This is a genomic window from Streptomyces sp. SID11385 (assembly GCF_010548245.1).
In the GTDB taxonomy this organism is placed as follows: Bacteria; Actinomycetota; Actinomycetes; order Streptomycetales; family Streptomycetaceae; genus Streptomyces.
The window spans coordinates 1-14,291 of sequence record NZ_JAAGLR010000594.1 but is presented as its reverse complement, the minus strand read 5'-3'; the positions used below and the strand labels follow the sequence as shown (position 1 = coordinate 14,291).

The following is a 14,291-nucleotide window of genomic DNA, read 5'->3' as shown; positions in this document are numbered from 1 at the left end:
GGCGCGGGTGCGGGCGCTCGTGCGCCGGCTCGACGGCATCCCGCTCGCGCTCGAACTCGCCGCCGTACGCCTGCGCGCCGCCCCGCTCGACCAGCTCCTCGACCGCGTCGACGACCGCTTCCACGTCCTCACGGGCGGGCGCCGCACCGCGCTGACCCGGCACCAGACGCTGCGTACCGCCGTCGACTGGTCGTACGAACTGTGCACCCCGGCGGAGCGGCTGCTCTGGGCGCGGCTCTCGGTCTTCGACGGGCCCTTCACGCCGGAGGCGGCCGAGGCGGTGTGCGGGGACGCGGGGGAGCGCCGCCCGGGCGAGGGCGGCGGCGGTGGCGGCGGCGAGGGCGGCGAGCTGCTCACGCGGGACGTGTTCCGGCATCTCATCGGGCTCGTCGACAAGTCCGTCGTGCAGCGCCCGGGGCCGGGCGGCGGCCGGTACCGGATGCTCGACACCCTGCGCGAGTACGGGGCAGGGCGGCTCGCCGAGACGGGCGGGGCCGAGGCGGTGCGGGACCGTTTCCTCACGTACTACGCGGCCCTCGCGGCCCGGCTGCACACGCGGCTCCTCAGCTCCGAGCAGCCCGCGCTGCACCGCACCGTGCACGAGGAGATCCCGCACCTGCGCGCCGCCCTCGGCCTCGCCCTCACGGGCGACAGCCCGGAGCGCGCGAGCGCCGGGCTGCTGCTCGCCGCGCACCTGTGGCCGTACTGGCGGGCGCGCGCCGCGATCTCCGAGGGCCACTACTGGCTCGACAAGGGCCTCTCGCTCGTCCCCGAGGACCCGCCGGGGCCGGTCGGCAGGGAGGCGCGCGCCTGGGCGCTGCTCGGCTCGGGGTCCTTCGGCCTGTGGACCGGTGACCTCCCGCTCGCGGCCGAGCGGCTGACGCGGTGTCTCGCCGAGGCGCGCAGGTACGGCCACGAGGACGTCGCCCGGTACGCCGAGGGGCACCTCGCCGGGACGCGGCTGCTGAGCGGGGACGCGGACGGGACGCTGGAGACGATGGCGCGGCTGCGCGCCGAGTTCGACGCGCGCGAGGACGGGCTCGGGATCGCGATGATCTACCACGAGGAGGCGATCGTGTGGGCCGTCCTCGGCGAGACGGACCGGGCCCGCGCGATGTGCGACCACATCCTCGGGCACCTCGCCGCGCACGCCCCCGGCGAGTGCCAACTGCGCGCCGCCGCACTCGTCGTGCGGGGAGCGGCGCACTGGCTCGCCGAGCAGGGCGCCGATGGTGTCGGGGTGCCGCCGGGGGCCGGGACCGGCGCGGCGGAGACGGACTGGCTCGCGGCGCTGGAGGCGTGCGCGGAGATCGGGGAGGCGCAGCTGTCGGGGATAGCGGGGATGGGGCTGACCTGGGTCGCGGTGCGGCGGGGGCGGTGGGTGCGGGCGGCGTGGCTGCTCGGGTGGAGCGAGGGGGCGCGGAAGGTGGGCGGCGACCCCGTCTCCGTCCTGCCGCCGCTCCAGGCGTGGCACGAGGCGAGCCGGGCCGCGCTCCGCGCCGAGCTGGACGGGGACGCGTACCGGAGCGGGTACGAGGCGGGCGGGCGGCTCACCGCGACCGAGGTGCTCGACGCGCTCCGCGCCGACGCGGACCTCCCGGGCCCCAGGCGCCGCCGCGCGGCACGCGGCGCTGACGCGCTGACGCGCCGGGAACGCGAGGTGGCGGGCCTGGTTGCCGAGGGCCTGTCGAACCGCGAGATCGCGCAGCGCCTCGTCATCTCCAAACGCACGGCGGACGCCCACGTCGAACACATCCTCGCGAAGCTCGGCGTGGGCGCGCGGGGCGAGGTGGGCGCGGCGCTGGCGGGGGCGTGAGGGGGTGGTGTCAGACGGGGATCACGGTCGCCCGGCGGCCCAACAGCGTGGTCAGGTCCTCCGGGTCGGAGGTGAGGACCGTGACGGGACCGGGGGAGAGGAGTGCGGTCGCGGCGAGCATGGCGTCGATGGCGTACTTGTGGCCGTGCAGACCGGCGGAGGCGAGGAGGGCGGAGGCGCGGCGCGCGATGTCCTCGGTCACCGGCTCCACGACGAGCCGGGACAGGGTCCAGTCCAGGGCGGCGCGGTTGACGCGGGGATGGGTCACCTCGACCAGCGTCGCCGCCGAGGTGACGACGCGGAGGTCCTCCGTGCGGGCCAGGGCCAGCCAGGTGGTCAGGGTACGGTCGCGTGCGACGGTCTTGGCGAGCCCTTCGCTGTCGAGGACCAGGGTGCCGCCCGGGACGGCGGGGGTACGGGTCACGCGGCTTCGGAGGCGTCGGCCGACTGCCGTGCGCGGGCCTCGTGGAGCTGCTGGCGCAGGGTGTCGATCTCCTGCTCGGTCACGGGCCCGTGCTCAGCCTCCGCGACCTGGATCAGCTCGTTGAGGTCGTCCCGCTCGATCTGCCGTGCCACCGCCGCCGCCACGTACGAGGAGAGCCCGGAGGGGCCGCTGCGCGCGCGGGCGGCGGCGGCGATGTCGCGGGGCATGGTGATGGAGTACTTGCGAGTGGGCTCGGCCATGCTCGCCATGCTACCGCTCATGCCACCGTGGGGTGTCCCCGCCGGATTCACGTACGTATACCTAAAACCCCCGCCCTCCTACCTATTTCCTCCCGTACCGGCCCGATCCGTTCTTTCTCGCGGGAAGAATCGAGAGGCGCCGCCGGACGGACCGGGAGGGTCCGGGGGTGGGGGCGGGGCGTTCAGGTTCCCCCCGTTCCGTGCTCCGTTCCCGGGGCCCTTCTCCGGCGGGCGCGTGGGGCCGGCTGTCCTCGTCGGTGGGGCAGCCGGCCTGTCGGCGCGCGGCCGGTCCGTGTCTATCGCGTCACACCCGGCGGGCTCGTGTGTCGGGGCGGTAAGAAGCGCGCAAATTCGTGAGACGCCCTGGTCGGGGCCCTGCTGGAGTGGGCGGGGCGGCAGTGGCCTTATGCGACAAGGGACATGCGGCGCGCTGTGCGTCCTGTCAAAGTCCACGGCTGTGTTTTGTACACATACGGCTCATGACGCGGGCCCGGCGGGGAGCGTTAGCCTGGGTCCGTGATCAGCGCGATAGGCCGTGCGGGCATCGAGGCCCCCGCCCCTCGCCCGGCGCACGCACTCCGTGCCCCGGGCGCCGCTGAACGACCGCGCGGGTACGGCGCGCAGCCGGAGGTGGCCGCTCCGGCCGCCGAGGGCACGGATACCGGCAGAGGCGGCACCGCAGGAACGTGCCGCCGCCACCTTCCTTCTACGTCACGCAACGGCGCGCGACAGGAGCCAGAGGATCATGCGGACCAAGCTGGACGATGCCAAGGACGAGCTGCTCGAACGGGCGGCCCGACTCGCTGAGAACCCGACGACGGGCGGCCACCCGCCGATCACCGTTCCGGCCGGCATCTCGCCGGGAACCCCCGGTTTCGAGAGCGCCCGTGTTCTCCCCTACCTCCAGCGCTACTACCGGCACACCGCCCCCGAGGACGTCGAGGGCCGTGAGCCCGACGACCTCTACGGCGCGGCGATGGCTCACCTCAAGCTCGCGGCCGAGCGCCCGCAGGGCACCGCGAAGGTCCGGGTGCACACCCCGACCGTCGACGAGAACGGCTGGTCGTCCCCGCACTCGGTGGTCGAGGTCGTCACCGACGACATGCCCTTCCTCGTGGACTCCGTGACCAACGAGCTGTCCCGGCAGGGCCGCGGCATCCACGCCGTCGTCCACCCCCAGCTCACGGTCCGCCGCGACCTCACGGGCAAGCTCATCGAGGTCTTCCCCGAGCCGCCCGCCGAGTCCGCGCACGACCTGCTCACCGAGTCGTGGATCCACGTCGAGATCGACCGCGAGAGCGACCGCGCCGACCTCGAACAGATCACCACCGACCTGCTCCGCGTCCTCTCCGACGTCCGCGAGGCCGTCGAGGACTGGGACAAGATGCGCGACTCCGCGCTCCGCGTCGCCGACCACCTCCCCGAGGAGTTCCCCAAGGGCCCCGCGGCCGCCGGGCTCAAGGACCAGGAGGTCCAGGAGGCCCGCGAACTGCTCCGCTGGCTCTCCGCCGACCACTTCACCTTCCTCGGCTACCGCGAGTACGACCTCGTCGCCGACGACGCCCTCGCCCCCGTGCCCGGCACCGGCCTCGGCATCCTGCGCGCCGACCCGCACCACGACACGGCCGAGGAACACCCCGTCAGCCCGAGCTTCGGCCGCCTGCCCGCCGACGCGCGCGCCAAGGCCCGCGAGCACACGCTGCTCGTCCTCACCAAGGCGAACAGCCGCGCCACGGTCCACCGCCGCAGCTACCTCGACTACGTCGGCGTCAAGAAGTTCGACGAGAACGGCGAGGTCGTCGGCGAGCGCCGCTTCCTCGGCCTCTTCTCCTCGGCCGCCTACACCGAGTCCGTCAAGCGCGTCCCCGTCGTGCGCCGCAAGGTCGACGAGGTCCTGCGCGCCGCCGGGGTCACCCCGAACAGCCACGACGGCCGCGACCTGCTCCAGATCCTGGAGACGTACCCGCGCGACGAGCTGTTCCAGACGACCCCGGAGGAACTGCTCCCCGTCGTCACCTCCGTGCTCTACCTCCAGGAGCGCCGCCGCCTGCGGCTCTACCTGCGCAAGGACGTCTACGGGCGCTACTACTCCGCGCTCGTCTACCTGCCCCGCGACCTCTACACGACCGAGGTGCGGCTGCGGATCATCGACATCCTCAAGGAGGAACTGGGCGGCGAGACGGTCGACTTCACCGCCTGGAACACCGAATCCGTCCTCTCCCGGCTGCACTTCGTCGTCCGCGTCGCGCCCGGCACCGAGGTCCCCGACCTCAGCGACGGCGAGGCCGCGCGCATCGAGCAGCGGCTCATCGACGCGACCCGCTCGTGGCTCGACGGCTTCGGCGAGGCGCTGCGCGAGGAGTTCGGCGAGGAACGCGCCGCCGAACTGCTGCGCACCTACGGGCACGCCTTCCCCGAGGGCTACAAGGCCGACCACTCCCCGCGCGCCGCCGTCGCCGACCTCGCCCACCTGGAGGGGCTGCGCTCCGCGCAGGGCCCCGACAGCTCCGCTCTCTCGCTCTACGAACCGCTCGGCGCCGCCCCGCGCCAGAAGCGCTTCAAGATCTACCGCCTCGGCGGCGAGATCTCGCTCTCCTCGGTGCTGCCCGTGCTGACCCGCCTCGGCGTCGAGGTCGTCGACGAGCGCCCCTACGAGCTGCGCTGCGCGGACGCCACGACCGCGTGGATCTACGACTTCGGGCTCCGCATGCCCGAGGGCAGCAGCGAACCCCTCGGCGAGGACGCGCGCGAGCGCTTCCAGGAGGCGTTCGGCGCGGTGTGGAGCGGCCGGGCCGAGAACGACGGCTTCAACGCGCTCGTCCTCGGCGCCGGGCTCACCTGGCGCCAGGCGATGGTGCTGCGCGCGTACGCGAAGTACCTGCGGCAGGCGGGCGCGACGTTCAGCCAGGACTACATGGAGGACACCCTCCGCACCAACATCCACACGACGCGCCTGCTCGTCTCGCTCTTCGAGGCGCGCCTGTCGCCCGAGCGCCTGAGCGCCGGGACCGAGCTGACCGACGGGCTCCTCGAAGAACTGGACGGCGCGCTCGACTCGGTCGCCTCGCTCGACGAGGACCGCATCCTGCGCAGCTTCCTCACCGTCATCAAGGCGACGCTCAGGACGAACTACTTCCAGCGCGCCGCCGCGGGAGGCGACAAGCGGCAGCGGGCGGGGGCGAGCGGCGAGCCGCACGCGTACGTGTCGATGAAGTTCGACCCGCAGGCCATCCCCGACCTGCCCGCGCCGCGCCCCGCCTACGAGATCTGGGTGTACTCGCCGCGCGTCGAGGGCGTGCACCTGCGCTTCGGGAAGGTCGCGCGCGGGGGCCTGCGCTGGTCGGACCGGCGCGAGGACTTCCGCACCGAGATCCTCGGGCTCGTCAAGGCGCAGATGGTCAAGAACACCGTCATCGTGCCGGTCGGCGCGAAGGGCGGCTTCGTCGCCAAGCAACTGCCCGACCCGGCGCAGGACCGCGACGCCTGGATGGCCGAGGGCGTCGCCGCGTACAAGACTTTCATCTCGGCGCTCCTCGACATCACCGACAACCTCGTGGGCGGCAAGGTCGTCCCGCCGGAGCGCGTCGTGCGGCACGACGGGGACGACACGTACCTCGTCGTCGCGGCCGACAAGGGCACCGCGACCTTCTCGGACATCGCCAACGGCGTCGCGGAGTCGTACGGCTTCTGGCTCGGCGACGCCTTCGCCTCCGGCGGCTCGGCCGGGTACGACCACAAGGGCATGGGCATCACGGCGCGCGGCGCCTGGGAGTCCGTCAAGCGGCACTTCCGCGAGCTGGGCCACGACACCCAGACCGAGGACTTCCGCGTCGTCGGCGTCGGCGACATGTCCGGCGACGTCTTCGGCAACGGGATGCTGCTCTCCGAGCACATCCGCCTCGTCGCCGCCTTCGACCACCGGCACATCTTCGTCGACCCCGAGCCCGACGCCGCGACCTCGTACGCCGAGCGCCGCCGCCTCTTCGAGCTGCCCCGCTCCTCCTGGGCCGACTACGACACCCAGCTCCTCTCCACGGGCGGCGGCGTCTTCCCCCGCACCGCCAAGTCGATCCCCGTCAACGCGCACATCCGGCGCGCGCTCGGCATCGACGACAGCGTCTCCAAGCTCACCCCCGCCGAGCTGATGCGGGCCATCCTCCAGGCCCCCGTGGACCTGCTGTGGAACGGCGGCATCGGCACGTACGTCAAGGCGAGCACCGAGACGGACGCGGAGGTCGGCGACAAGGCGAACGACGCGATCCGCGTCAACGGCGCCGACGTGCGCGCGCAGGTCGTCGGCGAGGGCGGCAACCTCGGCCTCACGCAGCTCGGCCGCATCGAGTTCGCCCGCCAGGGCAACGGCGGCGGGGGCGGCAGGATCAACACCGACGCGATCGACAACAGCGCCGGCGTGGACACCTCCGACCACGAGGTGAACATCAAGATCCTGCTCAACGCCGTCGTCCAGAACGGCGACATGACCGTCAAGCAGCGCAACGAACTCCTCGCGAGCATGACCGACGAGGTCGGCAACCTCGTGCTGCGCAACAACTACGCGCAGAACGTGGCACTCGCCAACGCCGAGGCCGAGGCGCCGAGCCTGCTCCACGCCCACCAGCGCCTCATGCGCCGCCTCGTCAAGGACGGCCACCTGGACCGGGCCCTGGAATTCCTGCCCGGCGACCGCCAGGTGCGCGAACTGCTCAACTCCGGTCGCGGGCTCGCCCAGCCGGAACTGGCCGTGCTCCTCGCGTACACGAAGATCACCGCCGCCGAGGAGCTGATCGGCACCTCGCTGCCCGACGACCCGCACCTGCGCCAGCTGCTCTTCGCGTACTTCCCCGAGGAGGTCCGCGAGCAGTACGCGGCACAGATCGAGGCGCACGCGCTGCACCGCGAGATCATCACGACCGTTCTCGTCAACGACACCGTGAACTCCGGCGGCATCTCCTTCCTGCACCGCCTGCGCGAGGAGACCGGCGCCTCGCTGGAGGAGATCGTGCGGGCGCAGCTCGTCGCGCGCGAGATCTTCGGCCTCGGCGCCGTGTGGGACGCGGTCGAGCGGCTCGACAACGAGGTGCCCGCCGCCGTCCTGACCCGCGTCCGGCTGCACTGCCGCCGGCTCGTCGAGCGCGGCGCGCGCTGGCTGCTCAACAACCGGCCGCAGCCGCTCCAGCTCGCCGAGACCGTCGAGGCGTTCCGCGACGACGTGCGCGCGGTCTGGGCCCGCCTGCCCGAACTGCTGCGCGGCGCGGACGCCGAGTGGTACGGGTCGATCCTCAAGGAGCTGACCGACGAGGGCGTGCCCGAGGAACTCGCCGCGCGCGTCGCGGGCTTCTCCTCGGTCTTCCCCGCGCTCGACATCGTCGCCGTCGCCGGGCGCACCGGCAGCGAACCGCTCGCCGTCGCCGAGGTCTTCTACGACCTCGCCGACCGGCTCGGCGTCACACAGCTCATGGACCGCATCATCGAACTGCCGCGCGCGGACCGCTGGCAGTCCATGGCGCGCGCCTCGATCCGCGAGGACCTGTACGCGGCCCACGCGGGCCTCACGCAGGACATCCTCGCGGCGGGCGAGCCGGGCGACAGCCCGGAGCGGCGCTTCGAGGTGTGGGCGGGGAAGAACGCGCCGATCCTGACGCGCGCGCGGGCGACCCTGGAGGAGATCCAGAGCAGCGACAGCTTCGACCTGGCGAACCTCTCGGTCGCCATGCGCACGATGCGGACGCTGCTGAGGGCCCACGGGTGAGGTAGCGCGGCAGTACGCGGCGGAGGGCGGTCTCTCGCGGAGAGGCCGCCCTCCGCCGTTCCCCGTGTCAGCGCAGCGCCCCCCGGATCACCTTCGCCGCCCGGGACACCACCGACCGGCTCAGGCGGCCCGCGAGGGGGCCGAGCTTCGCCGTGGGGCCCGCGGGGCGCCAGCGGACCTCGATCCGCGCCGAGCCCGCCGCCTCGGGCGCGACCGTCACCACGTGCTCGACGGTCCCGGCGTACGCGCGGGGGCGGGACGAGACCGGGGTGAAGTCGAGCGGGCCCAGGAGCGGCGCGGTGTGGCGCCCGCGGCCCTGCCGCAGTTCGACCACCGGGTGGCGCACCCCGTCGAAGCCCTGGACGGACAGCGGCGCCTGCCCCGGGTCGAAGCGCACCCGGCCCTCGAAGACGCCCGGGAGCACCGGGTCGATACGGAAGGCGACCTCGTACCGCCTGCCCCCGGGCGCGAGCGCGAGCCGGGCGACCTGCGGGCCGACCGGGAGGCGCAGCAGCGGGTCGTACGTGCGCACCGTGAAGCGCAGGACCGTGCCGGGGCCCGTCTCCAGGTCCCGTACCTCGTGCCGGAAGAGCGCCGCCGAGAGCGGGCCGGCCTCGACGCCCTCCTCGCTCAGGTCCAGCTCCGTGCGCGCCGCCTCGGAGGCGGGCAGCGGCTCGCCCCAGTACACGTGCCCCTCCTCGTCGTGGCTCACGTGCCGGGGGCCGACGGGCAGACCGAGCCCGCGCGCGGCGCGCCGGGCCTCGTCGAGGCGCCCGTCCCGTACGAGCCGCAGCACGACCCGCTCGGTGCGCGGCAGCCGCGCGTACGCCGCGGGGGAGAGCGTGTCGAGGTACGGGGTGACCAACTCGGCGAAGCCCGTGAGCCATGCGTCGTCGCGGCGCGGCAAGTCGCCCGCGTACATGCGGAAGTCGTGCTTGAGGAACTTGTAGTCCTTCTCCGGGCGGATCGCGCCGTGCCCGCTCGTCTCCAAGAACTCGTCGATGAGCCGCTGGACATGGATGCGGTCGGCGACGTTCTCCAGGCGGTCGCGCTGGTTGGAGATCGACGCGCTCCCGGTGGCCGCGTACGGCTCGATGTACCACACGTACACCGGCTCGGGGATGACCGTGAAGGCGCGCGCGAGGCAGTACGCCTGCGCGGAGAACAGCTGGTCCTCGTAGTGGATGCCCTCGGGGAAGCGGAGCCGGGCGCGGTCGAGGAAGGCGCGCGCGTACATCTTCGACGTCGACAGGTGCTCGAAGAGGAGTTCCGGCTCCTGGTCGATGCCCTCGACCGTGCGCCGCTCGGTCACCAAGTGGGGCATCCACAAGGACGACTTGCCCGTGTCGACGCGCACCCTGCGCACCGCGCCCATCACGAAGTCGACCTCGCGCGCGCGGTGCGCGGCGAGCAGCTTCGCGACGGCGTCGGGCGGGAGTTCGTCGTCGCTGTCCAGGAACATCACGTACGGGGCCGTCGCGACGTCGAGCGCGCGGTTGCGCGGGACGCTGCACCCGCCGCTGTTCTCGGGCAGGCGCAGGTGGCGCACGCGCGGGTCGGCGGCGGCCAGCGAGCGCGCGACCTCGGGGGTCGTGTCGGTGGAGTGGTCGTCGCTGATGACGACTTCGAGGGCGCGGTGGGTCTGCGCGAGGACGCTGCGCACGGCGCGCGGAAGGCGGTCGGCGTCGTTGTAGGCGATCACGACGACGGTGACGTCGGGGGGCGGCTTCGCCGGAATCGCCGCCGGGGACGGGGCGTTCTGCTGGTCGGTCGTCGGAGTCGCGGTCATGCGGACACGGCCTCCTCGGGCGTCGGGGCGGGTGTACGTGCCGAGAGCGGGAGCACGGGCGGGAGTTCGGCGTCCGGGGTGCCCAGGAACACGCGCCGGACGACGCGTTCGGCGGCGCGTCCGTCGTCGAAGGCGCAGAACCGTTCCCGGAAGGCGGTGCGTGCGGCGCGCGCGGCGGTGTCGCGCCACGCGTCGCCCGCGAGGATCTCGGTCAGTTCGTCCTCGGTGCGGGCGACCGCGCCGGGGGGCCGCTCCAGGAGGTCGAAGTAGACGCCGCGCGTGGCCTGGTAGATCTCCCAGTCGTCGGCGTAGACCACGATCGGGCGGTCCAGGTGGGCGTAGTCGAACATGATCGAGGAGTAGTCCGTGACGAGCGCGTCGGCCGCGAGCGCGAGTTCTTCGACGGGTTCGTACGCGGAGACGTCGAGCACCCGGCGGGTCGCGCGCAGCCCGGCCAGCTCGCTCGGGCTGGTGGAGTAGAAGTAGTGCCCGCGCACGAGCAACACCGTGTCGGGGCCCAGGCGTTCGGTGAGCCGGGCGAGGTCGAGCCGCGGGTGCCACTCGCTCTCGTAGTCGCGGTGCGTCGGCGCGTAGAGCACGGCGCGCACCCCGGGCGCGATGCCGAGCCGCGCCCGTACCGCCCGTACCAGCTCCGGACCGGCCGTGTAGTACACGTCGTTGCGCGGGTAGCCGTGCTCCAGCTCGGTGTATCCGGAGGGGTAGGCGTGGCGCCACATGAGCGTCGAGTGGCGGTTCGACGTGAGGCTGTAGTCCCACTTGTCGACGCGGCGCAGCAACTGCCGGAAGTCGAGCCCGTGCGCGGCGGCCGGGTAGGGCATCTGGTCCAGGCCCATGCGCTTGAGCGGGGTGCCGTGGTGGGTCTGGAGGTGGAGCTGCCCGGGCCGCTTCTCCCAGCCCGTGGGGAAGTTGACGTTGTTGACGAGGTAGGTGGCCCGGCCCATCGCCTCCTGGTAGCGGGGCGTGCCCGGCACGACGTGCTCGGTCCCCGGCGGCAGCAGCGGCACGCGGGCCCGGCCGCTGATCCACACGGGCTTGATGTGCGGGGCGATCTCGGCGAGCTTCGTGGCGATCGCGCCCGGGTTGCAGGTCACGCCCCTGTTCCAGTACGCGGTGAAGACGGCGAGGTCCGGGTCGAGCGGTGCCTTGCGGGCCGCGCGGCCCCGGCGGGCGCGGACCTTCGCGCCGAGCCGGTGCTTCTGCTTCATCGCCACCGAACGCCAGTGCCTGCGCCGGTCGTTGAACCCGGCGAGCCGCAAGTAGCGCTCGTACGAGCCCGCTTCGAGCAGCTTCTGCCGCACCCCGTCGACGCCCTCGGGCGCCCGGTGCCCCTCCGGCTTGCAGGCGCGCGCCGCCTCGGCCGCCGCGAAGAAGAACTCGCGGTCGTGGCCCCGCTGTTCGCGGGCGATGATGTGCAGCCAGTCCTCGGTCATGAGGTCGTAGAGCGTGCGGCGCAGCGGCGCGGTCGCCGGGTGCGGCTCCAGGAGGCGGTACGCGGCCACGTACGGCTCGACGCGGCCCTCCGGGCCGCTCGCCACGGGCGGCGGGAGCGTCGCGGCGCGCTGGGTGCGCGCGTCGAGCGCGAGCTGGTCGCTGCACGCGACGCGGTCGGCGAGGAGCGGCAGCGCGTACGCCGTGTACAGCGCGTTCCCCGCGGTGAGCACGTCCTCGTGCGCCCGCCAGAACGAGGCGCGCACGAGGCGGGTGCCGAGCAGCGGCGCGAGGCGGAGCAGCCCGGGGAGGGTCACGAGCGGGAGCGGGCTGTGGCCCGCCTTGTCCAGGAGGGGGCCGTCGGGGGAGGGGACGCCCTCGGTCGACCACGTCGAGCGGGTGTGGTTGAGGAGGATCACGTCGGCGCGGTGGCGGCCCGCAGGGACCGCGCAGAGCTGGATCGCGCCGGTCAGCGCGTGCAGGCTCCCCGCCGGGAGCCGGTCCCGGCCCGCGACGAACTGCAACCACTCGCCGCCCGCCCGCCGCGCCCCCGCGACGCGCGCCTCCGTCTCGGGCGTCCCCTCGGGCACGTCCACGACGACGAGCCGCCCGTCCTTCGCCACCGCCCGCGCGGTCGCCTCGCGCGCCTCCGCGTCCGTGGGGACGACGACGACCTCGGCGCCCCGGCCTTTGTCACGCCCGTACCCGTGTCCGTGCCCCCCTTGCCCGCCGTGTCCGCCGTCCGCTCCGTTCCCGGGTGGGGGGAGCTGGCGCAGCACCCCGGCCAGGCACTCGGCGAAGGAGCCGCGGACGTCGGGTCCGTGAACGATGACGGTGACACGTGGCGGCACGGTGGGGCCCCTTTCCCTCGGCACTGGTCAGTGTGCGTCCGGAAGGGGGCGGTTTCCTGCGGTGTGGGCTGTTCGGGTGGCGGGAGGCGCGGGCCGGGGACGTGTGTGGCGGGGCGGGCACGCCGGGGCGGAGGGGCCGGCCGGGGCCCCGCCTCCGCCGACGTCAGCGGGCCGAGAACTTCTCGTACTCCCGCAGGACCTCCGCCGTCGGCCCGTCCATCCGCAGCTCCCCGTGCTCCAGCCACAGCGCCCGCTCGCACGTGTCCCGGATCGACTTGTTGCTGTGGCTCACGAGGAACACCGTCCCCGCCTGCTCGCGCAGCTGCCTGATCCGCGCCTCGGAGCGCTTGCGGAAGCTCGCGTCGCCCGTCGCCAGCGCCTCGTCCACGAGGAGCACGTCGTGGTCCTTGACGGCGGCGATCGAGAACCGCAGCCGCGCCGACATGCCGGAGGAGTACGTGCGCATCGGCAGGCTCGCGAAATCGCCCTTCTCGTTGATCCCCGAGAACTCGATGATCTGCGGTGCGCGTTCCCGCACCTCCGCGCGGGTCATGCCCATCGCGAGGCCGCCCAGCTCGATGTTCCGCTCGCCCGTGAGGTCGTTCATGAGCGCCGCGTTGACGCCGAGGAGCGAGGGCTGCCCGTCCGTGTAGATGCGGCCCGACTCGACGGGGAGCAGCCCGGCGATCGCCTTGAGCAGCGTCGACTTCCCGGAGCCGTTGCTCCCGATGAGCCCGATCGCCTCGCCGCGCCATGCCGTGAACGACACGTTCCGCACGGCGTGCACCTGGCGCCCGCCGGGCCCCTGGCGCCGTACGAGCCGGTTCAGCGCGGCGGTCGCCGAGCCGCGCCCGCCCTTGGCGCCGTTGACGCGGTAGACGATGTCGACGTTCTCGGCGATGACGGTGGGGCGGCGGTCACCTGTGCCGGGGGCTCCGGCGGCGGCCCCGGCGGGGGCGGGGCTCCCCTTGGCCGCGGGCTTCTCCATACGAATGTCAGCCACGTCCGTACCTCTCCTCGGCCTTCCAGAAGTAGACGAAGCCGCCGACGCCGCTCAGCAGCGCCCAGCCGAGGGCGATGGCCCAGACGTGCGGCGGGAGCTGGTCGGAGTGGAAGCTGTCGATGAGCGCGAAGCGCATGAGGTCGATGAAGACCGCCGTGGGATTGCACTGGAGGACCGTGTGCACCCAGTGCGGCAGGTGGTGCTTGGCGAGCATGTGGGGAAGGCTGAACATCACGCCGGAGGTGTACATCCAGGTCCGCGTGATGAACGGCATGAGCTGCGCCACGTCCGGGGTCTTCGCGCCGACGCGCGCCAGGATGAGCGCGAGCCCCGTGTTGAAGACGAACTGGAGCACCAGCGCGGGCACCACGAGCACCCACGACGGCTGCGGCCACACGCCGAAGGCGAAGAGGATCACGACGAGCGCGATCATCGAGTACAGGAGCTGCTGGAGCTGCTGGAGCGCGAAGGAGATCGGCAGCGAGGCGCGCGGGAAGTGCAGCGCGCGGACGAGGCCGAGGTTCCCGGAGATCGCGCGGGTGCCCGCCATGGCGCACGACTGCGTGAACGTGAAGATGAAGACGCCGGTGACGAGGAACGGCACGAAGTCGGGCACGCCCCGGCTGGTGCCGAGCAGCAGGCCGAAGATCAGCAGGTAGACGCCCGCGTTGAGGAGCGGCGTCATGACCTGCCAGAGCTGGCCGAGCTTCGCCTGACTGTACTGCGCGGTCAGCTTCGCGGTGGAGAAGGCGAGGATGAAGTGCCGCCTGCTCCACAGCTGCCGCACGTACTCCGCGAGCGGGGGCCGCGCGCCGCTGACCGAGAGACCGTAGCGGGCGGCGAGCTCGGCGCCGCTCAGCTCCGCGTCGGGACCGCCGCCGGTCGCGGCGCCCGGCGCGGCGCCCGGCACGCTGCCCGGCGTGGGGCCCTGCCGTGGGGGGAGGGGATCG

General features: G+C 73.4%; 8 protein-coding genes. 2 read left to right on the top strand and 6 right to left on the bottom strand.

Going from position 1 to position 14,291, the window contains the following annotated elements; genetic code table 11:
- Positions 1 to 1,816 (top strand): LuxR C-terminal-related transcriptional regulator (locus G3I42_RS18250; RefSeq protein WP_164287283.1); only part of this gene is annotated, 1,816 nt, incomplete at its 5' end.
- 10 nt (positions 1,817 to 1,826) lie between these two features.
- On the opposite strand, the gene G3I42_RS18245 is transcribed toward G3I42_RS18250, so the two are convergent.
- Together G3I42_RS18245 and G3I42_RS18240 are read right to left on the bottom strand one after the other, a co-directional pair.
- A complete protein-coding gene (locus G3I42_RS18245) occupies positions 1,827 to 2,240 on the bottom strand; it encodes a PIN domain-containing protein (protein ID WP_164287281.1) in 414 nt (137 codons plus the stop codon).
- A complete protein-coding gene (locus G3I42_RS18240; protein ID WP_164287279.1) occupies positions 2,237 to 2,500 on the bottom strand; it encodes a CopG family transcriptional regulator in 264 nt (87 codons plus the stop codon). The genes G3I42_RS18245 and G3I42_RS18240 overlap by 4 nt, the downstream gene beginning before the upstream one ends.
- A gap of 745 nt (positions 2,501 to 3,245) precedes the next feature.
- On the opposite strand from G3I42_RS18240, the gene G3I42_RS18235 reads away from it, so the two are divergent.
- Entirely contained in the window at positions 3,246 to 8,249 is a 5,004-nt protein-coding gene (locus G3I42_RS18235; protein WP_164287277.1) for an NAD-glutamate dehydrogenase, read from the top strand.
- 67 nt (positions 8,250 to 8,316) lie between these two features.
- On the opposite strand, the gene G3I42_RS18230 is transcribed toward G3I42_RS18235, so the two are convergent.
- The 4 genes from G3I42_RS18230 to G3I42_RS18215 all read right to left on the bottom strand — a co-directional run.
- Entirely contained in the window at positions 8,317 to 10,038 is a 1,722-nt protein-coding gene (locus G3I42_RS18230) for a glycosyltransferase family 2 protein (protein ID WP_164287275.1), read from the bottom strand.
- The gene (locus G3I42_RS18225) at positions 10,035 to 12,338 is read right to left on the bottom strand and encodes a CDP-glycerol glycerophosphotransferase family protein (protein ID WP_164287273.1); all 2,304 of its coding nucleotides are present in this window, start codon (positions 12,336 to 12,338) and stop codon (positions 10,035 to 10,037) included. The genes G3I42_RS18230 and G3I42_RS18225 overlap by 4 nt, the downstream gene beginning before the upstream one ends.
- Before the next feature lie 163 nt (positions 12,339 to 12,501).
- On the bottom strand, positions 12,502 to 13,326 hold the full coding sequence (locus G3I42_RS18220; protein ID WP_164287285.1) for an ABC transporter ATP-binding protein: 825 nt from the start codon (positions 13,324 to 13,326) through the stop codon (positions 12,502 to 12,504).
- 7 nt (positions 13,327 to 13,333) lie between these two features.
- A partial coding sequence (locus G3I42_RS18215; protein ID WP_239096535.1) for an ABC transporter permease occupies positions 13,334 to 14,291 on the bottom strand: 958 nt, incomplete at its 5' end.